Here is a 24,166-nt window from a genome sequence, read left to right on the forward strand (position 1 = left end):
TATTGTGTTTTTATCCATCTTATGCACTGGCAAAGAACCCTTGCGGTTCGCTGCTGGCTGCATCTCACTCTTACCGAAAATCAATGAATAAGCTCCAGAACGTAACAGTCAGCCCGGACACGCTAAAGACGAAACAGCATTTTGTCATCCTCGATGGCTTAAGGGGAGTAGCAGCTTTGGCCGTGGTGATCTTCCATTTCATGGAGTGGATTTACCCGCCAGACTCGGGCTTGAATTTCATCGGACATGGCTTCCTGGCCGTGGACTTCTTTTTCTGCTTGTCGGGGTTTGTGATCGGGTACGCGTACGACGACCGCCTGGGGAAAATGGGGATGATGGAGTTCTTTAAAACAAGGCTCATACGGCTGCACCCCCTGGTTATACTGGGATCGGTATTGGGCCTGCTGGCTTTTTTCTTCGATCCCTTTGCCGCTTATACAGGCGCGTATGGCACAGGCAAACTGATCCTGCTCTTTGTTTGCTCGGCCCTTCTTATTCCCTATCCGGTGATGGAAGAGCGTGCCTTTAACCTGTTCGGCCTCAATGCGCCTTCGTGGTCCTTGTTCTGGGAATACGTTGCCAATATTGTGTATGCTCTTGTGCTCTACAGGCTCTCCCGCCGCTACCTGGTTGTACTGACCACGCTGGCAGCAGTGGTGCTTTGCCTTGTTAGTTATCGTGCAGGAAACCTGCTGGGAGGCTGGGCTGGCGAGAACTTCTGGGATGGCGGTGCCCGTATCGCCTACTCCTTCTCCGCCGGGCTGCTGATCTACCGTTCTAACTGGATAATCAAAAACAAACTCGGGTTTATCGGCCTGGCCATCCTGCTGTCGCTGGCCTTCCTGATGCCCCATTTTAAGTGGAACTGGATAGCAGAGGCCTTGGTTGTTTTGCTTTATTTCCCATTGCTTGTCGCCTTGGGAGCCGGCGCCAGTTTATCGCCGGGGCTGAAAAAACTCTGTGTGTTCTCCGGAAGTATCTCTTACCCCCTCTACATGACTCACTACGCCGTCATCTGGATGTTTGGCAACTATTTCACCAACAGCAAGCCCGGAACAAACGAGCTAACTCTTATCGTAGCGATAGGAACCCTGCTATTGGTCAGCATAGCGTATGTGGTAATGGTGGTGTATGATATCCCTGTGAGAAGGTACCTGAGCCGCAAATGGCGGCGGGCGTAGGATCAGGCAACAGGGTTCTGGTTTAGCCCGGTTTTATATTTCCCTTATACAAACAGGAAAGTATTTATAATTCTAGTTTAGCTGAACCTGCTTTCTGAAAAGAATCAGTACGTTCGATAAATTATTCAATATCACAGCAAAAAAGTGATGATGAGAATTGGCAAGCTTTTTCTGTTTGTAAGTTTTGCGCTCCTGGTGGCTTGTTCTAAAGGCTATGAGCAAAAGGCCCTTTACCCCTCCAAAGTAATGATAGGGAATACAACTTATCAATTTCTCTACAATAGCGGCAGGATCTATAGTGAGACAACTACTGCTCCCAACTTTTACGAAGTTATAGCATACCGTTACTATGATGAGTACTTTGATGAGCCGGATCACATATTTAAGGACAAGATATTCGAAGTGCGTTACGCACCTGATAATGGCCCCATCGGCTGGGACGAAAGTGATTCAGTAAAGCTTAAAATGATTATGCTAACGCGCTCTGACGCCGGCCTTATAGAGAGGGAGTTTCATGCTGAATTCTTTGCAAACAGAAACTCACAGGATGAAATTAGGAACAAGTATAATGCCGAGGGCCAGCTTACGGAAGCGACACACTACATTTATGACACCTCTTTCTGGAGCGAAAGGCAGTTAAACGACGAGCGATACATTTCCAAACGTGTTAAGTATGGATATACCGAAGGCAAGCTGGCAAATGTAGCCTACTATGCTCCCGGCTCCGGTAAGCCATACCTGCAGATAGAACTAAGGTACGATGATATGCCGGGTTACCTGAGCAACATTCCCTTAGAAGCCAGGTTCCTGCCGTTGGAACTTCCCTATAGAGCACATAACCTTATCAGCTATATCGTAAAGGGATCACAGGGTGATATTAGAAAGGACCTCTCCTATACTTGCTCCTATTCCTACAACAGGTACGGCTACCCCACTGAATCCACCATAAGAATGCTTAATGGTAAAGTAGAAAGAGGTTCTTTCATCTATAAAACTACAATCAAAGACTTGAAGCAAGTAGCATCCTTGAAGTAAGGCACTTTATACTTCACTTGGGTTAGCAACACAATACCTTGCTAATATTATGCAGTAGTAGCTGCGACTGGTATTATAGCTTCAGCCTTTAACCGGATTAAACAGCTTCACTCCCTTGCTGCACTATGGTAAGCTTTGCTTGATGACCATACTTTAAAGCTCCTGCTATACTATAAGTATAAACGCCTGCCCCGGATGACCAGAGCAGGCGTTTATACTTTAGAACATACTTTATACTTAGGCCGCAGGCTTCAGCGTAAAGGTACGGGTTACGCTGTTGTATGGGCCGGGCACTACGTTGCCATCTTTGTCCAGCAACTCGAGCTTGATCGTGTTTTCGCCCATCGGCAGGCCTTCCATGATGTAGGGCAGCCAGCGATCCAGCATAAACTCGGTACCGTTAATGGTGGCGCGTACCTTGTTGCCATCCGGCGACAGGGTAGTGTTTACCAGGTAAAAGTCCAGCATCACCTGCTCTGTTTCCGGGCCTACATATTCGCCTTTGGGCCGGCTGTAGAACATGTGCGGAGCCTGCAGGTCAAAATCAAGGCGGGTGGTGGGGCTGCCTACCGTAATCTTGCGCAGGTCGTAAGCGCCCGGGTGCTTTAAGCTCTCGTGGTAAGAGCGCGACAGAAACGAAAGAACAACATGCTCGCCTTCGGGAATCTCCTTGGTAAAGGACGTTTCGTAATGCGCGGTATAGGGCTCGTTATCTACAATGTTATGGATGTGCTGCCCTTTCTGCGAGTTCGCCATGTGGCCCCCTTCCATGTGGGTCATTTTGGTAAGCTCGTAGTTAGACAAGGTATAGTTAAAGGCCACCGGGCCAGGCGCTACCGTACTACCTGCCGCCGGCGCGTTCAGGCGCAACTGCGACTCGGGAAATTTCGGAGAGTCATCGAAGCCAAATACCCGTAAGCCGTTCTTCTCCATCACAGGTCCTGCCGGCATTGGGCCTTCGTTTGTAGGGGCCGTTTCCGCAACCGTTGCCTGTGTGCCGGCTTCCTGCGTCTGGCGGGCCGTATCGCAGGCAGTAAAGCCCAGCATAAGTGCTGAGGCGAGAACTAAATACGTTTTTTTCATCGAATTGGAATTAGGTTAGCAATACAGCTAAGGTAGCGATTTTATTTTTTTGTATATTGCGGACTACGTGTAGATTACAAAAAAGTATACGGCAATTACTATATGAGCGAGATTTTGTTTGAGGAGGTTCCTTCACTGGACTTGGCTGATTTCACATCAGGAGATGCGGAAAGAAGGGAACAATTTGTGAAAAAGCTGGGCGACGCTTACCAGAATATTGGCTTTATTGCCCTGCGCAACCATGGCCTGAGCGACGACCTGACGGCAAGGCTGTATGCGGCCACTAAAAAATTCTTTGCTTTGCCCGACGAGGTAAAGATGAAGTACGAGGTACCCGGGCTGGCTGGTCAGCGGGGTTATGTAGGCAAAGGCAAAGAGCATGCAAAAGGCCGCAACACCGGCGACCTGAAAGAGTTTTACCATGTGGGCCAGAACGTAACCGACAACGACCCGATCAAAGCAGAGTACCCGGACAATATTTTCCCGGTTGAAGTACCTGAATTTGAGGGTGTAACCCTGGAAGCGTACCAGAAACTGGAAGCTGCCGGCAAGCAGGTGCTGCGTGCCATTGCCCTGCACCTGGGCCTGGAAGAGAACTACTTTGATGCTAAAGTGCACCACGGCAACAGCATTCTGCGCCCCATCCATTACTTCCCGATCGAGAACCCGGACAGCGTGCCGGCCGATGCGGTGCGTGCCGCCGAGCACGGCGACATTAACCTGATCACGCTGCTGATGGGCGCCAGTGCCGATGGCCTGCAGGTGCTGCGCCGCGATGGCAAGTGGATCCCGATCACTGCCCTGCCCGAGCAGGTGGTGGTAAACGTAGGCGATATGCTGGCGCGTCTCACCAACAACAAGCTCAAGTCTACCATCCACCGGGTGGTAAATCCGCCGCGCGAGCTGATGAATACATCCCGCTATTCTATTCCGTTTTTCATGCACCCCCGCTCCGAAATGGACCTGACTTGCCTGGAAAGCTGCATTGATGCGCAAAACCCCAAAGCATACCCCGACGCCACCGCAGGCGAATACCTGGATGAGCGCCTGATAGAGCTTGGCCTGAAGAAAGCGTAAAGGATAAAACCAGCACATAAAAAAGAGAGATAACCTGAAAGCTGTCTCTCTTTTTTTATTTTTATGCCACTATGAGCCTGCGCTACTATATCTTCTTAAAAGACGTACTGCTGTTGGCCCTCACCGCATTTGGAGGGCCTCAGGCGCATATTGCCCTAATGTTTAAGCTGCTGGTAGAAAAACGCCGCTACCTAACCGAGCAAGAGCTGATCGAGCTCAACGCCCTTTGCCAGATCCTGCCCGGCCCCACTTCCACGCAAACCATCACGGCCATCGGCTTTAAGATCGGTGGGCCCAACCTGGCTTATCTTACGTTGCTGGTCTGGATTTTGCCTGCGACCACGTTTATGGGCCTGGCTGCGCTGGCCATTTCATACCTCGAAGAAAATGGTATTTCGCTGCTGTTCCTGCGGTTTATACAACCTATGGCGGTTGGTTTTGTGGCCTATGCCGCTTACATGATCAGCGCGAAGGTAGTTAATACTAAAACGGCCATCATACTGCTCATTATCTCGGCTATACTTGCATACTTCTTTCACTCGCCCTGGGTATACCCGGTGTTGCTGCTGGCAGGGGGCGCCATTACGGCCCTGCGCTTCAGGCAGCACCCCGAGGAAAAAGACAAGAAGCTGCAGGTGCAGTGGGCCAATTTTATCCTGTATGTGGCCGTGCTGGTTACAGCGGCGTTGGTGGGCGGTTATACTTCGTCGTTGCCCGTGCGCCTCTTCGAAAACTTTTACCGAAACGGCAGCCTGATATTCGGCGGCGGGCAGGTGCTGGTACCACTCATGTATACCGAGTTCGTGGACTTCAAGCATTACCTTACCGGCGAAGAATTTCTTTCGGGCTACGCTATTTCGCAGGCGCTGCCTGGTCCCACGTTTTCGTTCTGTTCGTTTGTGGGCAGCCTGGCCATGCGCCAGTTCGGCATACCCGGGCAGTGGCTTGGCTCCTTTGTTGCCACCCTGGGCATCTTTCTGCCCGGCACGTTCCTGATCTTCTTTGTCATCCGGTTCTGGGACGAGCTGAAGAAATACCGCGTCGTGCGAGCCTCCCTGGAAGGTATCAGCGCGGTAAGCTCCGGCATGGTGGTAGCCGCCGCCATCCAGCTCTATCATCCTATTCCCAACACACCGCTTAACTTCGGCATTGTGGCCACCACCTTTCTGCTACTGCTCTTTACGCGCGTACCCGCCCCGGTGCTTATACTTACCGGCCTGCTGCTTGGCTTTGTGTTGTAGAGAAGCCGTTTGCCGGATGGCCTGCCCACGATACCTGGTAGCTTGTAAGCAGGCATCTACATTCAAAAATAGCATCAGGCGCTCCTGCCAACGTTGAGGTAAATACCTGGCCATACTTCATTTACTTCTTTTTGGCAATCAGGATCAGATGCGTTTCGGCAGTCCCGTGTGTTTTGGGGTACGTTTTGCGGGCCAGGTCTACTACCTCAAAATGATTATCTGCCAGCCCCTGCTGTAAATAATCCTCCTGGTGATAATAAACAAACATGGTGTTTAGCCCGTTGCTGCTTGTCTCGTAACCGGATTTCTGATAGTCACCTTCTATGGTGCTCAAGTATAAAATGCCGCCGCTGTTTAGCAAGCCGGCACATGCTTTTATCAGTTTCAAGCCATCCTCTTTCGATAAATAGGGCATGCAAAAGCCGCACATAATACCATCATACGTGCCAGCCAGGGTACCGACCTCTCGGGCATCCATCACCTTAAACGTAACGGCAGGGTTGTTCTCTTTGGCTATGCGGAGCATGTTAGGCGCCACATCAATGGCTTCGATCACAAAATCAGGTCTCCTGGCCTGCATATACCGCGTGATGTTGCCAGGTCCGCACCCTATTTCAAAAATACGGGGATCAGCCTTCCTGACCAACCGGCAAAAACGATCATAGGTATCGTTATACAGGTCCAGGTCCATGAATTTATCCTGGTAGGCTACCGCCAGTTTATCCCAGGCTTGCGCTGTTACTTTATAGCGGTCCATGTGGTTGATGGTTGATTATAAGTATAACGTATGGGTGCAGCATGCGGGCATTAGGGTTAGCAGATGAGAGAAAACACCTCCAAAACAGCATCCCTGGGTTATTTAGTTAAATTATATATAATCCAACAGATCTGCCCGATAGGGGTAGGATGCCTTTCCTTATTTCCTGCTGAGATAGTATGGCTGCCGGCGGGCAATGAGCAAGTATGGAAATAAAAAAGGCTGCTCTAAACAGAACAGCCTCTCCCTTATACTTTATCCCCTTATTTCAGGATGTTGAGCAGGTATTCGCCGTAGCCACTCTTGCGCAAAGGGGCCGCAATGTGCTGCAATTGTTGTTCATCAATAAAGCCCATCCGGAAAGCTACCTCTTCGATGGCGCCGATCTTGAGGCCCTGCCGCTCTTCGATCACCTGCACAAAGGTAGCCGCCTGCATCAGCGACTGGATGGTACCGGTGTCGAGCCAGGCGGTACCGCGGTTCATGATGCTTACTTTCAGTCTGCCCTGCGCCAGGTACGCCTTGTTCACATCCGTGATCTCATACTCGCCGCGCGGGCTGGGCTGCAGGTTGCGGGCAATTTCCACCACATCATTGTCGTAGAAGTATAAACCGGGCACGGCATAGTTCGATTTCGGCTTTTCGGGTTTCTCCTCGATCGAGATGGCTTTGTTCTGCTCGTCAAATTCTACCACACCGTAGCGTTCAGGGTCGTGCACATGGTAGGCGTATACCACCCCGCCATCCGGGTTGTTATTGGCCTGCAGCAGCTTGCTCATACCCGAGCCGTAGAAGATGTTATCACCCAGGATAAGCGCCACTTTGTCGGAGCCTATAAAATCCGCTCCGATTACAAAAGCCTGTGCCAGCCCGTTGGGCACCTCCTGCACGGCATAGCTAAACTTACAGCCAATCTGGCTGCCATCGCCCAGCAGGCGCTCGAACAGCGGCAGGTCCTGCGGCGTGGAGATGATCAGTATCTCACGGATGCCCGCCAGCATCAGCGTCGAGAGCGGGTAGTAGATCATGGGCTTGTCGTAGACCGGCATCATCTGCTTGCTCATGGCCAACGTTAGGGGGTGCAGGCGGGTACCGGAGCCTCCGGCTAGTATAATTCCTTTCATTTTGTTAATTGGCTTACGCATCGTGCCAGGCTTTCCCTCCAATAAGGAATTTCCAGGTTCAGCGCTTTCTTTATTTTAGATTTATCCATTACAGAATAAGCAGGGCGTACGGCATCGGTCACATACTCTGATGTGCGTACAGGTATCACTTTTACAGCTGTTCCGCTCAACTCAAAAATGGCATGGGCAAAATCATACCACGACGTTAAGCCTTCATTGCTATAATGATAAGTCCCATATGCCGTGCTGTTTGTTTCTATCAGCGTTAGAATGCAAGCCGCCAGATCCATGGCATAAGTAGGCGTACCGGCCTGGTCCCAGATCACCTTTAACTCTTCTCTTTCTTTCCCTAACCGCAGCATTGTTTTCACAAAGTTGTTCCCGAACTCGGAGTACAACCAGCTGGTTCTTAGAATAAAATAATATGGAATATAAGTTGAGATGACCTTCTCGCCTGCCAGCTTGGTCTGGCCGTATACATTCAGGGGTGCTGTTTCATCCGTTTCTACCAGCGGCACGTTGGTTTCCCCGGAAAAAACAAAGTCGGTGGAGATGTGAATCAACGTTGTGCCATAAGTATGGCATAGCCTGCTCAGATTCTCGACTCCATCTTTGTTGATCCTGCTTGCCAGCGCTGTTTCTTTTTCTGCCTTATCTACGGCCGTATAAGCGGCACAATTGATACAGAAGGCGGGCGTATGCTCCTCAAAAACTTTTTGCAGCTTTTCTTCATCCAGTATGTCGGCAGCTTCCTCTGGCAGAAAGACTATGTCCGTTATACTTACCCTATTAGCTGCAAGAGCCTGAAGGCATTGGCCAAGCTGGCCGGATGCTCCAAAAACGACAGCCTTACTCATAAACAGCTTCTAACACCTGGTTGAGAGATAAATTCAGTTTATCTTTTTCCGAAACCTGAATATCCTGGGCAGGCAGTTGCCAGTCAATGCCTAAATCCGCATCATTGTATAAAATACCGCCTTCCGCTTCCTTATGATAGTAGTTATCGCACTTGTAAAAGAATTCCGCCTCCTGGCTTAAAACCACAAACCCATGGGCAAAGCCTCTTGGAATAAATAACTGCAGTTTATTCTGCGCACTTAGCACAACAGTAAAATGTTGCCCGAAGGTTGGCGATTCTTTCCGAAGGTCAACGGCAACATCCAACACCTCGCCTTGTAGTACCCGTACCAGTTTAGCCTGCGCATGAGCTCCTTTCTGAAAATGCAGCCCCCGCAGAACACCGTATGAGGAAAAAGACTGGTTATCCTGCACAAAGTGGGTATTGGTGCCTGTTAGTTCGTTAAATCGCAGCTCATTAAAGCTTTCAAAAAAGTATCCTCGCGGATCATCAAAAACTGCCGGTTTTATAACAAAGCAATCTTTTAAAGGTGTCGTAATTAATTCCATTTATCTTGCTGCGTACTGTTGCTGGTAATAAGCCTGATAATTGCCCGAGGTCACGTTTTCCAGCCACTCGCTGTTCTGCAGGTACCAGTCAATGGTTTTGCTCAGGCCTTCTTCAAATGTAACCGAGGGTTTCCAGCCCAGTTCGTTCATTAGCTTGGAAGAGTCGATGGCGTAGCGCAGGTCGTGGCCGGCACGGTCTTTTACAAACGTGATGAGCTTGCGCGAGGTGCCCTGCTCTCGGCCCAGTTTTTGGTCCATCTGGTCGCAAAGCAATTCGATCAAATCCAGGTTCTTCCACTCATTTACGCCCCCGATGTTGTAGGTCTCTCCTAGTTGGCCTTCATGAAAGATCACGTCGATAGCGCGGGCATGGTCCAGCACATACAGCCAGTCGCGCACGTTCTCGCCTTTGCCGTAAACAGGCACCGGCTTGTTATTTTTGATATTGTGGATGGCCAGCGGGATCAGTTTCTCCGGAAAATGATTAGGGCCATAGTTGTTGGAACAGTTAGACAGCTTGACGGGCAGCCCGTACGTATGATACCAGGCACGTACAAAATGGTCGGAGCTGGCTTTGGAAGCCGAGTAGGGTGAGCGTGGGTCGTAGGCCGTCTCTTCTGTAAACAGGCCGTCCTCTCCCAGCGAGCCATATACTTCGTCGGTAGAGATATGGTAGAACAGGTGGCCGGGCAGGTTTGCGGCCCAGTGCTGGCGGGCGGTGTTGAGCAGGTTCACCGTCCCGATCACGTTGGTCTGCACAAAAGCAAGCGGGTCCGTAATCGAGCGGTCCACATGGCTTTCGGCTGCCAGGTGAATCACGGCATCAAAGTTATACTGGCTGAAAATCTCCTTCAAGTAGGCTGCATCCACAATGTCCCCTTTCAGGAAGGTATAATTCTCCCGATCCTCTATATCCGACAGGTTTGCCAGGTTACCGGCATATGTCAGTTTATCGAGGTTAAAGATCTGGTAGTTGGGGTACTTGTTTACAAACAGCCGCACCACATGCGAGCCGATAAAGCCAGCACCACCCGTAATTAGTAATTTCATTCTAAAGTATAAATTACACGCTTTAAACTATTGATGGCAAAAGTATAACTTTAACTTTTACTTTGTGCAATTTTTATAATTTTTCCTATCTCTTTTGAAGAGACAGCTGCCAATCCCAGGCACTCTTCATTGCCTCTTCCAGCGTGCTGGTGGTTTTAAAGCCTAATTCTTCTGTAGCCTTGGTTACGTCAGCATAGATCTTGGGTACATCGCCGGGGCGGCGCGGACCGATTTTATAGTTCAGCTTCTGGCCGGTTGCCCGCTCAAAGGCCTGCACTGCTTCCAGCACAGTGTTGCCATGGCCTGTACCCACATTAAAGAATTCCAGATCCTGTACCTTGTCCTGCAGCAGTCTTTCCACAGCCACTACGTGTGCTTTGGCCAGATCCACCACATGCACGTAATCACGTACGCAGGTACCATCAGCTGTATCGTAATCGTTGCCAAAAATGGTCAGTTCTTTGCGAATGCCAGCTGCGGTCTGTGTGATAAAGGGCACCAGGTTACTCGGTACGCCCAGCGGCAGCTCTCCGATCTTAGCCGAAGGATGCGCCCCGATAGGGTTAAAATAGCGCAGGGCGATGCTCTTCATGGTGCTGCCGCTGTGAGCCAGGTCGGTCAGGATCTCTTCGCACACTTTTTTGGTGTTACCGTATGGCGAGTTGGCTTTCTGCACCGGCGTTTCTTCGGTTACCGGAAGTTTTTCGGGGATACCATACACAGTGCAGGACGAGGAGAACACCAGGTTGAAAATGCTGAACTCCTGCATTACCTGCAGCAGTGTTACCAGTGATCCCACATTGTTGTGATAATACTTGAGCGGCTCGGCCACCGATTCGCCTACAGCTTTGTAGGCGGCAAAGTGAATGACGCCGGCAATATCCTTTTCCTGCTCAAACACCTTGCGCAACGCCGCTGCATCTGTGCAGTCAACCCGGTGGCAAGGCACCTCGCGGCCAAGTATGGCAGCAATGCCCTGCAAAGCACTTTCCTCTGAATTTGAAAAATTATCAACGATTACGGGTGTATACCCCGCTTCAGTTAATTCTACTACCGTGTGAGAGCCAATATAACCTGCACCGCCGGTTACCAGTATTTTTTTACTTGCCAATGTCGTATCAGTTTAGTTCTTAGTTCAATTTATTTTTATATTTTATCAGGGCAATAACAGCCTGCTCATGTAACGTAAATACTTTATACTTCTGATAAATGCTGCCGTGCCGCTGCTGTACGTGGCTACAAAGGTAAGAGTTTGAGAATGCTACACAACGTGCTTTTGCTCAAGCAGCTTTGTCAGCTTTACCGCACAGCGCGTACCATCCGGTCCTTCCCTATCAGGTCTTTTATTACTGCAGCTTCCGTAAAACCGGCCTGCAGCAACAATTCCTGCACCTGTGCGCCATAGCGCTCGTTTATTTCGAAGTATAACGTTCCGCCTTCTTTTAAAAGCCCCAGCGCTACCGCTGCAATTCTTCTGTAATATTTCAGGGCGTCCGTATCGGGTACAAAAAGGGCCAGATGGGGCTCGTAGGCCAGCACATTGGGGCGCATCTGCTGCTTTTCTTCCTCCAGCACATACGGCGGGTTGCTGGTGATAATGTCTAGCGATGCGACAGCTATACTCTGCACCGGCTCAAAAATATCCTGCTGCAGCCAGGTGACCGGCAGCTTATACTTTGCCGCATTGCTTCTGGCCACCGCCAGGGCTCCTTCCGAAATCTCCAAACCGTATACCTGCGCACTTGCCATGTTTGCTGATAGCGCCAGCGGAATGCAGCCGCTACCGGTACAGATATCCAGCACCCGCAGTCCGGTGCGCCCTTTATGCTCCTTCAGCACCAGGTCCACCAGCTCTTCTGTTTCGGGTCGGGGTATGAGCACACGCTCGTCTACCTGTAACTCCAGTCCGTAAAAGTGCGCCAGCCCCAGCACATACTGCACCGGTTCCTGCTGCTGTAGCCGCAACACGGCCTGCTTCAGCTGCTCCTCCTGCCCCGGCGTAACAGGCTCCTGCTGGCTTAAGCTCAGCTGTACCCGCGACTTTTGCAGCACATGAGCTAGCAGCACCTGCGCAATGGCGCCGGCTTCCGGCTCCGGGTAGGCCGCGGCTATACTTTGTCTGACATACTGCTGCATTTGCTGAACGATGGCCACGGCTATACTTTGGGTTAGATTTTAGGTACCTTTGCAAAAGTAATGTTTATGATTTGAAGATGTGGAAAATTGGAGATGTGAAGATGAATTTGCTCTTAGTTTAGCATCACATCAACTCTCTAACTTTTTAACGTTCTAACTTTTAACGCTCTACCTTGACCGACGAACTTTATATGCGACGCGCGCTGGAGCTGGCCAGGCTTGGCAGCAGCTATACCAGCCCCAACCCGATGGTAGGTTGTGTGGTGGTGCACCAGGGGCGCATCATTGGCGAGGGATGGCACAAACAGTACGGCGGCCCGCATGCCGAGGTAAACGCTATTGCCGCAGTAGAAGACAAAAGCCTGCTGCCCGAAAGCCGCGTGTATGTCACGCTGGAGCCTTGCTCGCACTACGGCAAAACGCCTCCCTGCGCCGACCTGCTCATCAATTCCGGTGTGAAGGATGTCGTGATCTGCAACACCGATCCGAACCCGCTGGTGGTGGGCCGCGGCATCAAAAAGCTGCTGGATGCTGGCGCCCAGGTAAAGGTAGGCGTGCTGGAGGACGAGGGGCTGGGATTGAACAAACGTTTTTTCACCTTCCACAGTCAAAAGCGGCCGTTTATACTACTGAAATGGGCTGAAACGGCCGATGGGTTTGTAGCAGGCCCCAACTATGCGCCGTTGCAGATCAGTGGCAGGCTGGCGCAGCGACTGGCCCACAAGTGGCGCACCGAGGAGCAGGCCATTTTGGTAGGCACCCGCACCGCCTTGCACGACAATCCCCGCCTGAACACGCGCTACTGGCTGGGCAAAAACCCACTTCGCCTTGTTATAGACAAGCAGCTTCAGTTACCAGCGCACCTGCACCTCTTCGACCAAAGCCAGCCAACGGTAGTGTACAACTACTCAAAACAGGAAGAACAGGAGAATATATACTTTGTAAAACTAAACGAGCAGGAACCACTTTTAGAACAGATCATGCAGGACCTGCACCAGCGCAACGTGCTGTCTGTGCTGGTAGAGGGCGGCCCTGTTTTGCTGGAAAGCTTACTACTGGCGGGTTTATGGGATGAGGCCATCATCTTCAGGAGCAAGGTTAAAATGCTGGGCAGCGGCATTAAAGCGCCCGCTATGCTGCACGGGCAGCTGCAAAACATCGATGACCTGGAAGCCGACTGGCTGCACCATTATTGCAGATAGCTGGTTGTGAGTTGTTGATAGCTTTGGAGCAGCAGCATTGGGCCTGTTCATACACTGCTTTGCATCATCAACTAGCAGCACATTACAAATATTCCGTTATTCAAAATTCAGTTATTCAAACTTAAATACATGGCAGAATCATTATTTATAGACCAAAGCCTCAGCAAAGAGGAGAAGTATAAAGCCTTGCTTCCGCAGCTGGAAGCGCTGGTAACCGGCGAAACAGACCTGATCGCCAATCTGTCGAACACCATAGCGGCACTGAAGCAAAGTATGGGTTTCTTTTGGATAGGCGTTTACTTCAACAAAGAGGGTCAGCTGGTGCTGGGTCCGTTTCAGGGGCCGATTGCCTGCACGCGTATTCCGTACCACAAAGGCGTATGCGGTGCCAGCTATACCCGCCGCGAAACGATCCTGGTGCCGGATGTAGAGGCTTTTCCGGGGCACATTGCCTGCGCCAGCGAGTCTAAGTCTGAGATCGTGCTGCCAGCCATTAAGCATGGCGAAGTGCAGCTGGTACTGGACGTAGACAGCGACAAACTAAGCGACTTTGACGAAGTAGACCAAAAGTACCTCGAGCAGGTCATCAAGCTGATCGAAAGCTGGTATTAGTTTTTGCGTATCACGACACACGTATCGCGTAGCACGAATTTCTTCATAAGTATAAAAACACCAATGCCGCTGTAGTTTATACTTACAGCGGCATTGGTGTTTTTATCGTGTTACTTGATACGTGTGTCGTGATACGGATAGCTTACCCAAACAAAGTTGGTACTTCTGTCTTTAGCTGAGCAATAACGGTTTCGCCGCCTTTTGTTTTCTGGCCCAACTGCACTTTTATGTCGGTGTCCAGGGGCACGAACACGTCTACGCGGGAGCCGAATTTGATGAAGCCGAACTCCTCACCCTGGCTTACTTCATCGCCTTCGTTCACATACCAGACGATGCGGCGGGCCATAGCGCCGGCAATCTGCCGGAAAAGCACTTCGGGGCCAGCCGTAGACTCTACCACTACTGTGGTGCGCTCGTTCTGGGTGCTCGATTTGGGGTGCCAGGCCACAAAGTAATTGCCCGGGTGATACTTGAAATATTTTACAATGCCGGACACCGGGTTACGTGTTACGTGCACGTTGATCGGCGACATGAAAATAGAGATCTGCTTGCGCTTATCTTTAAAGTATTCCGTTTCCTCCACTTCCTCGATCACCACCACCTTGCCGTCGGCAGGGGCTACGAGCAGATCCTCGTGCAGCAGCAGGTTGCGGTAAGGGCTACGGAAAAACTGCAGGATCAGCAGAAAGAGGACGGCAGATACAGCTGAGAAAATCTTATTAAAGGTGTTGTTTTCTGCATTGAAATTGTAGAGCAGCAGGTTGAGCACTATCAAGATCAGTAGCGTAATAAATAGAATTCTTCTTCCTTCTTTGTGAATCTTCATCAGTTAGTTTATTTGCCGCAGGTACTAGTATAAGATATAATAGCCCATCCTGTTACGTAGATGGGCTATTATCCTGCTTCAAAATTATATAAACTTTCGTTTATTCCAGCAAAAATTATCGCTTAGAAGCCGCCACGGTATTTGTAGGTCATGGCAACTTTATCAATAGCGACAATATAGGCGGCAATACGCATAGGTACATTATACTTCTGCGAGGCAGCATACACCCGCTCAAAAGACTCTTTCATGATACGCTCGGCACGCTCATTTACGCGGTCTATCGTCCATTTAAAGCCCATACGGTTCTGCACCCACTCAAAGTAAGACACCGTTACCCCACCGGAGTTGGCCAGGATATCAGGCACCACCATAATGCCTTTTTCGTTGATGATCTTATCGGCTTTGTAAGACGTTGGCCCGTTAGCGCCTTCCACAATCAGCTTGGCCTGTATCTTCTCTACGTTATGGATGGTGATCACATCTTCCACTGCAGCTGGCACCAGCACATCTACTTTAGAAGTCAGTAGCTCATCCGGGTCCATTTGCTCGGCACCTTTAAAGCCTTCCAGGCGGCCATTGTTGCCGTTCTTGTACTCGATAGCGTCATCAATGTTGATGCCCTTTTCATTCCAGTAGGCGCCGCTCACATCACTTACGCCCAGTATCTTCACGCCACGGTCAGCCATCAGTTTAGCAGCCCACGAGCCCACATTTCCAAACCCCTGCACGGCAGCCGTAGATTTTGCAGGATCCATGCCCAGCTTTTCCATAGCAGCCATCGCCGACACCATCACGCCACGGCCGGTTGCTTCTACGCGGCCCAGCGAGCCACCCAATACCAGCGGCTTGCCCGTTACCACCGCGTGCACGGTAGAGCCTTTTGTCTTGGAGTATTCGTCCATCAGCCAGGCCATCTCGCGGGGGCCGGTGCCCATGTCAGGCGCCGGAATATCCTGATCCGGACCAAAAATATCAATCAATGATTGGGTATACGCTCTTGTCAGACGCTCTATTTCGCCGGCAGACATCGAGTACGGGTCGCAGATAATGCCCCCCTTCGCTCCGCCATAAGGAATATCCACCACGGCACACTTCCAGGTCATCCAGGCAGCAAGTGCCTTTACTTCGTCCAGAAACACATCCGGCGCGTAGCGGATACCGCCTTTAGACGGTCCCAGAATGGTGGAGTGAATCACACGGTATCCTTCGAACACGCGTACTTTACCATCATCCATGGTAACCGGAATATTTACGATAACCTGACGTGTAGGGGATTTAAGGACGTTGTATGTCTCTTCATCTAACCCCAGCACTTCAGCAGCAATGTTGAAACGCGACATCATCGATTCGAAAGGATTTTCCCTATCTTTTATCGGCGCAGGCTCTTTATATAACATTGTTTATTATAATATTTAGAAGTGAGTGAGTAACCATTTACGCGGCAAAGTTGAGAATTATACTTACAACCTCCTACCGTGCGCCCGCAAATTTTTAGAATATTTTAAGGAAAGCCACGATGAACGGGATAGCCATCAGCAGGCTGTCGAAGCGGTCGAGGATACCGCCATGGCCCGGAAGCAGTGTGCCCGAGTCCTTTACGCCCAGGCTGCGCTTGAGCAGCGACTCGGTCAGATCGCCTAAAACACCGAAAATACCCACGATCAGGGCAATGCCAATCCATTGGTAGAGCTCTAGCTCGGTAAAGAACAGCGATAGCACATAACTCACAACCACTGAGAGCAGCGTGCCGCCGGCCCATCCTTCCCAGGTTTTGCCCGGCGAAATGCGTGCAAACAGCTTGTGCTTGCCAAAGCTTTTGCCACAAATATAAGCGCCTGTATCAGCTGCCCAGATCAGCAGCAACAAGCCCAGGATGGGTTGCCAGCGGTAATAATCGCGTTGCAGGTAGCCCAGCAGGTGCAGCAGCGAAAACGGACCGGCTACGTACGCCACGCCCAATATAGTATAGGCAATGTTGGTAAACGGCTCCTCCTGCTTGCGGTAGAGCTCCAGAATAAAAGCCAGGAAAAGCACCGGTAGCGAAAGAAAGAGCAGCTCCGGAGGCATGGCTTCCTTTTCGATGAGGAATACTGACACAAAAAGCAACGCTCCCAGGCTTAAGCCCAGGCCGCGGTTGGGCTTAACGCCCTGCACGGCTACCAACCTGTAAAACTCGGCGATGCCCAGCAGCGTGAGGCCCAGAAACAGCACAAAGTAGGTCCACTCGTTAAGCAGAATGCCGCCTATGAAAACGGCGGCGCCCAGTACGCCAATAATCGTTCGTTGCTGAAAGTTGCTAAGGGTGGCTATTTTTTTGTTCATGAAAGGGTGCGTGTCGGCAGGGCAATGCTAATGGCCAGGTGTTTTAAGGTTTATATATTCTCTTCTTCGCGGGCTACTTCTACTTCGGCCATGCCCTCGGGGCGCACCGGCAGGTCCATAAAGCGCTGGTAAAGGTAGTATAACACGGCTGCGCTCAGCACCACCGAGAGCAGGACCGTATACCAGGGCATGGCCTCGGTACTCTCCACATCAAAGCCGGTCATTTGCTTGGTTTGCTGCAGGTAGAGCAGAAACACGGTAAAGCCGTTGTTCACAAAGTGAGCGATCATGGGCACAATAAGGCGGCCCGACCAAAAGTATAAATATCCGAACAGGGCACCAAGTATAGCACGGGGAACAAACCCGAAGAATTGCACATGTATGGCGGCAAACACCAGTGCAGCCACCCAAACGGCCACATGCATGTTGCCCGTCCAGCGGTGCAGCTGGCGCTGCAATACACCCCTGAAGATCAGCTCCTCGCCAATGGCCGGTATCACGGCAATCACCACAAGGCCCACCAGCAGGAGTGGCAATGTGCTGAAGTCGGCCAGCAGTTTGGTCATTTGCTCAGCCTGGCGCTCTTCGGTGCGTGCCCACTCCTCAAAGCCTTTTAAAAACTCGGGAAAGTGGATACCAGCGTTCCAGTTGATCACCAGCGAGTTGAAGGGCATGATGAGTATAATGAGCAGGCCGCTGAGCAGCACCAGCAAAAACGCGGGGCGCTCTTTCCAGCTCAGGTAGGGCCCCAAATGGTAGCCCATGGCCAGCAACAGAAAAAGCGGTGCCACGATAAACATAAAAAAAGAGGTGATACCCTGGTAAAACATCAGCGCTGCTGCGGCATTGGGGTTAGCCGTAGGGTTTGCCAGCGTATCAGCCAGCTGAAAAATACTTACACCATACAAAGGCTCTCCGAGCACACTATAAAGAAAGTAGGCGACAAAAATGCCTCCTATCATAAATGCAATCAGTAATAATAGCACCAGCATTGGGTGTGCGTCCTTCGAGATGAAACCTTTCATAGCGTGATATAGGTTTAATTGACGTAAATTTACGCGAAAAAATAGATTTTGCTTTGGTAAAGATAGCGAACATAGAACTGGGTGAGTTTCCGTTGCTGCTGGCTCCAATGGAGGATGTAAGTGATCCGCCATTCCGGAAAGTGTGCAAAGCCAATGGCGCTGACCTGATGTATACGGAGTTTATATCCTCTGAGGGTTTGATACGTGATGCAGCGAAAAGCATACAAAAATTGGACATCTTTGATTACGAGCGTCCCATCGGTATTCAGATTTTCGGCTCTGATATTGACTCCATGCGCGAGGCGGCTATCGTTTCCTCGCAGGCAGGCCCGGACCTGATCGACATCAATTATGGCTGCCCGGTAAAGAACGTGGCCTGCAAAGGCGCCGGTGCGGCTCTGCTGCGCGACATCCCGAAGATGGTAAAAATGACCGAGGAGATCGTGAAAGCCACCCACCTGCCGGTAACGGTAAAAACTCGCCTGGGCTGGGACGAAGACACCAAGTATATTGTGGAAACCGCCGAACGCCTGCAGGATATTGGCATACAAGCGCTCAGCATACATGGCCGCACCCGCGTGCAGATGTATAAAGGCGAGGCCGACTGGACCCTGATTGCGGATGTGAAAAACAACCCGCGCATGAAGATACCGATCTTTGGCAACGGCGACATTGACTCGCCGCAGAAGGCGCTGGAATATAAAAACAAGTATGGCGTGGATGGCATCATGATCGGCAGGGCAAGTATAGGCCATCCGTGGATCTTTAACGAGATCAAGCATTATATGAAAACCGGCCAGGAGCTGGCACCGCCAACCCTGGAGGAGCGCGTGGAAGTATGCCGCCAGCATTTTACGCACTCGCTGGAGTGGAAAGGCGACAAGCTGGGCATTTTTGAAATGCGCCGCCACTATACCAATTACTTCCGTGGTCTGTCGCACTTCAAGCCACTGCGCATGCGCCTGGTGCAGTCAGAAGACATCAATGAGATCTACGACACGCTGGACGAGATCGCCCAGACCATGAGCTATGTATAAGTTGAGAAGTTAGTGAGTTAGAAAGTTAGAAAGTGTTATTGCGAAAGACCTCGCAGCGTGCGCAGCTCCTGCGAGCATCTGACCGGAACGGCCGCGGTTGCCTGAATCAGGATTTACAGGATAACTACTTCTGCTGGTGCGAGCTTGCAGCTCGTACCATTCCATCTGTAAAACGAGTTGCAAGCGTGCACCAACGGAGAGAACAGCGGTAGTTGGTTCGTAGCACAACCAAACAGACGCTCGCAGGATCTGCGAGTTCGTCTTAACAGGCTTTAATCCTTCCCCAATTACAACTTTCTAACCCTCTAACTTTTTAACTTTCTAACTTTCCCCACTTTCTAACTTCTTAACTTTTCCTCTTTATCAAAACCGCTCTTACTTCTGCACCGGAAAAGCCCCACGCGGCCATACTTCCTTGGCTCCTGATCATTGTGCTCACGCTGATCTGGGGAACCTCTTTTATTTTGATGAAGAAAGGCCTGGTGGTGTACTCGTCCGACGAGCTGGGTGCCCTGCGGATGGTGATCGCCTGCGCGGCCCTGCTGCCTTTTGCTATCCGCGGATTAAAAACGGTGGAGCCGGGCAATTGGAAGTACCTGCTGGGTAGCGGCATGCTGGGCAATTTTATCCCGGCTTTTTTGTTTGCCTATGCCGAAACACGCCTAGCCAGCGGACTGGCCGGCGTGCTAAACTCCCTGACGGCGCTCTTTACGCTGCTGGTAGGCGCGCTGTTTTTCAGGCAGGCCATTACCTGGATGCGCATGGTGGGCATTCTGATCGGCATTGCCGGCACGGTGCTGCTTATCTTTTCGGGCAATGGCAGCGGCGACCTCGACAACAAGTACTATGGCCTGTATATTGTGCTGGCCACCATCTGCTACGGCGCCAGCGTCAACATCATCAAGCATCGCCTGCAGGGCATGAAACCAATCCTGATTTCCAGCCTGGCCATGCTCACGGTAGGCCCCATTGCGCTTGTTTATCTTTTCTCCACTAACTTCCTCTACAAACTGCAGCATGTGCCCGGCGCCTGGGAAGCGCTGTTATACATTGCCATACTTGCTACCTTCAGCACTGCCATCGCCCTGATCCTGTTCAACAAGCTCATCCATATTTCCACTACCATTTTCGCCAGCTCGGCTACTTACCTCATCCCAATCGTGGCGCTGATGTGGGGCGTGCTCGACGGCGAAACCATCCAGCTCTGGCATTACATCGGCATGGTGGTTATCCTGGCAGGTGTTTTTGTGGTGAATAAGGCAAAGTAGCTACTGCCCTGAGAACGGGCTCAGAAAAGCATTTCATAAAAATCGTACACCACTGCGCGGGCGCCGTAGCTTTCCTTGTTTCGAATGAGGCCGCTGTTGAGGTATTGGCCCTGCTGTTCGGTAGAAATGCCAAAGTCGAAGTACCGATGCTGCGCGTATACTTCTGTCAGCAGCCAGTTTACCAGCACATCCAACGCGGCCACCTCCCGCCCGCGGGCGGTAGTACCAATGTACTGGCAATGCGCCACGGTAGCGGTCTCGTAGAGCAGGATGCCGGCCAGCATTTCCGCTCCTACGGTGGCCGTATAGAGTTTGATGTTAGCCGGAAACTGCCGGGCCAACCGGATCATTTCTTCCGGAGAGTGCACCGGCGCCACGTTATACTTGGTGGCAAGCAGCTCCTGCATGAGTTGCATAAACTGCCGGTAACTTTGCGCTTCCTGCGCATGCGCCAGATGCAGCAAGGGCGCCTGCTTTAGCTTCCGCTTGCGCAGGCTGCTGCTTCCCAGGCTGTTGGCCAGCTCAATCACGGCGCTTACATCCCGCCTGTAAAGCTGCGCGCCATTTCTAAACAGGGCATACAGGTCTTCTTCTGCCGGCGCCTGGTGGTAGATGTGCGGAATAGCCTTATACCTGAGCACCTGAAAGCCACGCGCTTTAAAGTATAAGCGCAGCGCAACGAACATGGCCAGCATTCCTTCTGTTTTCATGCGCCAGTCGCTGAGCATGCCGCCGTAAGTCAGGCCGCCATGCGAGGTGATCTCCGTACCCGTTTCATTTGCCGGCAGCAGCGCTACCAGTTTGCCCCCCTGGTAAAATAGTAGCGAGTGGTCTGTAAACCGATGGGCATGATAATCCATGTAATCGCGGTAGAACAGAAAAGTGCCGTTCCTGGAATTGCGCACAAAGGCATCCCAATCGGTTTTATACTTCGCGCTATACCGGATAACTTCGATCATACTTCAGAAAAGGAACGTTTAGACCACGGGATTTTTGACAAAAGATTATTTGACAAAGGACAAAAAACATATCAGCCTGGTCACTCCACCCAAGACTCAGAACTCGGAACTTATAACTCAGAACTCATCCACCTATCTATTGAGCACGATCCGGAAGGTGGTGCCTTTGCCGGGCTCCGACCATTTCACATACAGCTTGCCGTTGTGGTAGTTGTCGATAATGCGTTTAGCCAGCGCCAGGCCCAGGCCCCAGCCCCGCTTTTTGGTAGTATAGCCCGGCAGAAAGACCGTATCCATTTTACTTTTCGGGATGCCTTTGCCTGTGTCGGTAATATCCAGCGCAATATTGCTCTTGCCCAGCAGCTGCAATTGCAGCGTTATACTTCCGCGCCCTTCCATGGCATCCACGGCATTTTTGCAGATGTTCTCGATTACCCAGTCAAACAAGGGCACGTTTACCTTGGCCGTAATATCAGGTGAGAAGGCCGATTGCACTTTAAAAATCACTTTGCTCGAGATGCGGTTCTGCAGATAATTGATGGCATTTTCCGTTACCTGCAAAATGTTCTCGTCGCGCAGGGCCGGCACCGACCCAATGTTGGAAAAACGCTCGGTGATGATCTCCAGGCGGCGGATGTCTTTGCCGAACTCCCCGATGATGGGCTCGTTCTCAAACTTGGGGCTCGATTTCATGTACTCGAACCAGGCCATGAGCGAGGAAAGCGGCGTGCCCAGCTGGTGCGCTGTTTCTTTGGCCAGGCCCACCCAAACCCGGTTCTGCTCGGCCCGGCGCGAGTAGCTAAAAGCAAAATAAGCCATCAGCGAAAAGCAAGCAATCACGATGAGCTGCACATAAGGGTAAAACCGAAGCTGCGAGAGCAGCGCCGAATCTTTATAAAACACATAATTTACCGAGCCTTCTGCCCAAGGCACCTCAATGGGCGCGTGCTGCGCTTTCATCTTGGCTATCTCGTGTTGCAGCAGCTCATTTATGCGCTCTTTTGAGATGTTTTCGGGCAAATTGATGTTCTTGGAATCGAGGATATTCTCATGCTCGTCCGTCAGAATAACAGGTACGGTGTGGTTCGACGACAGGATCTCTTCTTCGATAAAGACAATGTTATCGTCGCTGGGCGCATTGATCATGTAGCGCAGACCCTTGGCGTAGAGCTGCACAAGTTCCTGCTCACGCTCAGACAGCTTACTGACCAAAATGTTCGTATAGGTGATAGTGGCGGCGCCAATAATGAGGGCGATGATGACAACAAGGAGCTTTATTCTGTTCTTTTGAGAATAGATCGGAATCATGCAGTGTACACGAAATTTATTTGAAATTAGTATAAATTAAACATTCCGGTCAAGTAAGTTTCATTTAATAAAATTCAGAAGTAAATTTGCACTTTGAATAACGAACGTTATCATGCTTCAGAACTTTAAAGCAATCAGCCTGTCGTATAAGAAAGCGCCACTGGATATCAGGGAACTGATTGCCTTAGATGAAAATTCCTGCAGGCTTTTTCTACAGACGCTCAAAGGCTTTATTCAGGCCTCCGATATTCTGGTTCTTTCTACCTGCAACCGCACCGAAGTATACTACAACGCCGACACCGACTTTAGCGCCGACATTGTAAAGCTGCTTGGTATTAACAAGGGCATTGCAAACATTTCCCAATACCTGGATTACTTCACCATCCTGAACGAGCACGACGATGCCGTACAGCACCTGTTTGATGTATCGATGGGGTTGGAGTCGCAGGTGGTGGGCGACATGCAGATTGCCAACCAGATAAAGCAGGCTTACCAGTGGGCCGCCGACAACGAAACCGCCGGTCCGTTTCTGCACCGCCTGATGCACACGATTTTCTTCACCAACAAACGCGTGGTGCAGGAAACGTCTTTCCGCGATGGCGCAGCCTCCACTTCGTATGCGGCAGTAGAACTGATAGAAGAACTGACGGCTGATGTGCCTGAACCCACGGTACTGGTAGTTGGCTTGGGCGAGATCGGTGCCGACGTATGCCGCACCCTGAAGGACAGCGGGTATCAAAATGTAAAGATCACCAACCGCACACAGGCAAAAGCGCTGGCCCTGGCCGAGGAATGTGGCCTGGAAGTGCTGCCGTTCGAGAATATCGTGCAGGGATTGAAAGAGGCCGACGTGATCATCTCGTCGGTAGCTCGCGAAACGCCTTTCTTCACCCAGGAGATGATCCGGCGCCTTAACGTGCTCTCGTTTAAATTCTTTATCGACTTATCGGTGCCGCGCAGTGTGGAGGCAGAGGTAGAAAGTATACCCGGCGTGCTGGTGTATAACATCGATACCATTCAGAACAAAGCTTCCGAAGCGCTGCAGCGCCGCATCAACTCTATTCCGAAAGTAAAGGAGATCATCACCGAATCCATCGAGCAGTTCAACGACTGGTCGAAGGAAATGATGGTATCGCCAACGATCCATAAACTGAAAAACGCGCTGGAGGCTATCCGCCAGGAAGAGATGGCGCGCTATGTTAAGAAGCTTGGTCCCAAAGAAGCAAAGCTCATCGACAGCATTACCAAATCGATGATGCAGAAAGTGATCAAGCTCCCGGTGCTGCAATTAAAAGCAGCCTGCAAACGCGGCGAAGCCGAGACGCTGATCGATCTGCTCAACGACCTGTTTGATCTGGAAAGCCAGTCGGTAAATGCCGCAGAGTAAAATTCCTTTATTCTATAAATGATTTGTTCTGAAAGCTGATCTGTTTTAATAGGTCAGCTTTTTATTTTGCCTTTATAGCGCTTTTACGCACTTACACCGGCCGCTTACAGCCGTTTCAGCACAAGTCTA

23 protein-coding genes are annotated in these 24,166 nt (G+C 50.9%); 9 read left to right on the top strand and 14 right to left on the bottom strand.

The features are described from left to right. Positions 1-83: 83 nt before the first annotated feature. Positions 84-1,181, top strand: coding sequence for an acyltransferase family protein (locus LWL52_RS15250; RefSeq protein WP_242921391.1), 1,098 nt, complete (start codon positions 84-86; stop codon positions 1,179-1,181). Positions 1,182-1,325: 144 nt separating this feature from the next. After that, complete coding sequence (locus LWL52_RS15255; protein ID WP_242921393.1) at positions 1,326-2,216, top strand: hypothetical protein; 891 nt, start codon at positions 1,326-1,328, stop codon at positions 2,214-2,216. A gap of 237 nt (positions 2,217-2,453) precedes the next feature. Here the strand turns inward: LWL52_RS15255 and LWL52_RS15260 are convergent, their stop codons facing one another. Next, positions 2,454-3,299, bottom strand: coding sequence for a hypothetical protein (locus tag LWL52_RS15260; protein WP_242921395.1), 846 nt, complete (start codon positions 3,297-3,299; stop codon positions 2,454-2,456). Positions 3,300-3,401: 102 nt separating this feature from the next. On the opposite strand from LWL52_RS15260, the gene LWL52_RS15265 reads away from it, so the two are divergent. Next, positions 3,402-4,376 carry an isopenicillin N synthase family dioxygenase gene (locus tag LWL52_RS15265; protein WP_242921397.1) on the top strand — a complete coding sequence of 325 codons (975 nt, stop codon included), beginning with the start codon at positions 3,402-3,404 and terminating at the stop codon, positions 4,374-4,376. A 71-nt stretch (positions 4,377-4,447) separates the two neighbouring features. Then, positions 4,448-5,617: a chromate efflux transporter gene (gene chrA / locus LWL52_RS15270; RefSeq protein WP_242921399.1), complete on the top strand. Its 1,170-nt coding sequence runs from the start codon at positions 4,448-4,450 to the stop codon at positions 5,615-5,617. A 121-nt stretch (positions 5,618-5,738) separates the two neighbouring features. Here the strand turns inward: chrA and LWL52_RS15275 are convergent, their stop codons facing one another. From LWL52_RS15275 to prmC, 7 genes are all read right to left on the bottom strand, one after another. Next, positions 5,739-6,374 carry a class I SAM-dependent methyltransferase gene (locus tag LWL52_RS15275; protein WP_242921401.1) on the bottom strand — a complete coding sequence of 212 codons (636 nt, stop codon included), beginning with the start codon at positions 6,372-6,374 and terminating at the stop codon, positions 5,739-5,741. Positions 6,375-6,637: 263 nt separating this feature from the next. Further along, complete coding sequence (gene rfbA / locus LWL52_RS15280; protein WP_242921403.1) at positions 6,638-7,498, bottom strand: glucose-1-phosphate thymidylyltransferase RfbA; 861 nt, start codon at positions 7,496-7,498, stop codon at positions 6,638-6,640. Further along, entirely contained in the window at positions 7,495-8,355 is an 861-nt protein-coding gene (gene rfbD, locus LWL52_RS15285; RefSeq protein WP_242921405.1) for a dTDP-4-dehydrorhamnose reductase, read from the bottom strand. The genes rfbA and rfbD overlap by 4 nt, the downstream gene beginning before the upstream one ends. Continuing rightward, complete coding sequence (rfbC, locus tag LWL52_RS15290) at positions 8,348-8,905, bottom strand: dTDP-4-dehydrorhamnose 3,5-epimerase (RefSeq protein ID WP_242921408.1); 558 nt, start codon at positions 8,903-8,905, stop codon at positions 8,348-8,350. Before rfbC ends, rfbD begins: the two co-directional genes overlap by 8 nt. After that, positions 8,906-9,955: a dTDP-glucose 4,6-dehydratase gene (gene rfbB, locus LWL52_RS15295; protein WP_242921410.1), complete on the bottom strand. Its 1,050-nt coding sequence runs from the start codon at positions 9,953-9,955 to the stop codon at positions 8,906-8,908. 85 nt (positions 9,956-10,040) lie between these two features. Further along, positions 10,041-11,066, bottom strand: coding sequence for a UDP-glucose 4-epimerase GalE (galE, locus tag LWL52_RS15300; protein WP_242921411.1), 1,026 nt, complete (start codon positions 11,064-11,066; stop codon positions 10,041-10,043). Between the two features lie 188 nt (positions 11,067-11,254). After that, entirely contained in the window at positions 11,255-12,109 is an 855-nt protein-coding gene (prmC, locus tag LWL52_RS15305; protein ID WP_242921414.1) for a peptide chain release factor N(5)-glutamine methyltransferase, read from the bottom strand. Between the two features lie 155 nt (positions 12,110-12,264). Here prmC and ribD point away from each other — a divergent pair, with 155 nt between their 5' ends. Beyond that, a complete protein-coding gene (ribD, locus tag LWL52_RS15310) occupies positions 12,265-13,293 on the top strand; it encodes a bifunctional diaminohydroxyphosphoribosylaminopyrimidine deaminase/5-amino-6-(5-phosphoribosylamino)uracil reductase RibD (RefSeq protein ID WP_242921415.1) in 1,029 nt (342 codons plus the stop codon). A gap of 129 nt (positions 13,294-13,422) precedes the next feature. Next, positions 13,423-13,905, top strand: coding sequence for a GAF domain-containing protein (locus LWL52_RS15315; RefSeq protein WP_242921417.1), 483 nt, complete (start codon positions 13,423-13,425; stop codon positions 13,903-13,905). 142 nt (positions 13,906-14,047) lie between these two features. On the opposite strand, the gene LWL52_RS15320 is transcribed toward LWL52_RS15315, so the two are convergent. From LWL52_RS15320 to LWL52_RS15335, 4 genes are all read right to left on the bottom strand, one after another. Continuing rightward, on the bottom strand, positions 14,048-14,731 hold the full coding sequence (locus LWL52_RS15320) for a phosphatidylserine decarboxylase family protein (RefSeq protein ID WP_242921419.1): 684 nt from the start codon (positions 14,729-14,731) through the stop codon (positions 14,048-14,050). Between the two features lie 122 nt (positions 14,732-14,853). Next, on the bottom strand, positions 14,854-16,128 hold the full coding sequence (locus LWL52_RS15325) for a Glu/Leu/Phe/Val family dehydrogenase (protein ID WP_242921421.1): 1,275 nt from the start codon (positions 16,126-16,128) through the stop codon (positions 14,854-14,856). Between the two features lie 94 nt (positions 16,129-16,222). Next, positions 16,223-17,053: a phosphatidate cytidylyltransferase gene (locus tag LWL52_RS15330; protein WP_242921423.1), complete on the bottom strand. Its 831-nt coding sequence runs from the start codon at positions 17,051-17,053 to the stop codon at positions 16,223-16,225. A 50-nt stretch (positions 17,054-17,103) separates the two neighbouring features. Next, positions 17,104-18,078 (bottom strand): CPBP family intramembrane glutamic endopeptidase, encoded by a 975-nt coding sequence (locus tag LWL52_RS15335; RefSeq protein ID WP_242921425.1) that lies wholly within the window; start codon positions 18,076-18,078, stop codon positions 17,104-17,106. Between the two features lie 53 nt (positions 18,079-18,131). Between LWL52_RS15335 and dusB the strand changes: the two genes are divergently transcribed. Both dusB and LWL52_RS15345 read left to right on the top strand, forming a co-directional pair. Continuing rightward, on the top strand, positions 18,132-19,115 hold the full coding sequence (gene dusB, locus LWL52_RS15340; protein WP_242921427.1) for a tRNA dihydrouridine synthase DusB: 984 nt from the start codon (positions 18,132-18,134) through the stop codon (positions 19,113-19,115). Positions 19,116-19,546: 431 nt separating this feature from the next. Next, entirely contained in the window at positions 19,547-20,383 is an 837-nt protein-coding gene (locus tag LWL52_RS15345; protein WP_437179360.1) for a DMT family transporter, read from the top strand. Positions 20,384-20,403: 20 nt separating this feature from the next. On the opposite strand, the gene LWL52_RS15350 is transcribed toward LWL52_RS15345, so the two are convergent. After that, positions 20,404-21,342: a GNAT family N-acetyltransferase gene (locus tag LWL52_RS15350; RefSeq protein ID WP_242921429.1), complete on the bottom strand. Its 939-nt coding sequence runs from the start codon at positions 21,340-21,342 to the stop codon at positions 20,404-20,406. A 132-nt stretch (positions 21,343-21,474) separates the two neighbouring features. Then, entirely contained in the window at positions 21,475-22,650 is a 1,176-nt protein-coding gene (locus LWL52_RS15355; protein WP_242921431.1) for an ATP-binding protein, read from the bottom strand. Between the two features lie 112 nt (positions 22,651-22,762). Here LWL52_RS15355 and hemA point away from each other — a divergent pair, with 112 nt between their 5' ends. Beyond that, complete coding sequence (hemA, locus tag LWL52_RS15360; RefSeq protein WP_242921433.1) at positions 22,763-24,037, top strand: glutamyl-tRNA reductase; 1,275 nt, start codon at positions 22,763-22,765, stop codon at positions 24,035-24,037. The last annotated feature ends 129 nt before the right edge of the window (positions 24,038-24,166 follow it).

The organism is Pontibacter liquoris, assembly GCF_022758235.1.
GTDB lineage: Bacteria > Bacteroidota > Bacteroidia > Cytophagales > Hymenobacteraceae > Pontibacter > Pontibacter liquoris.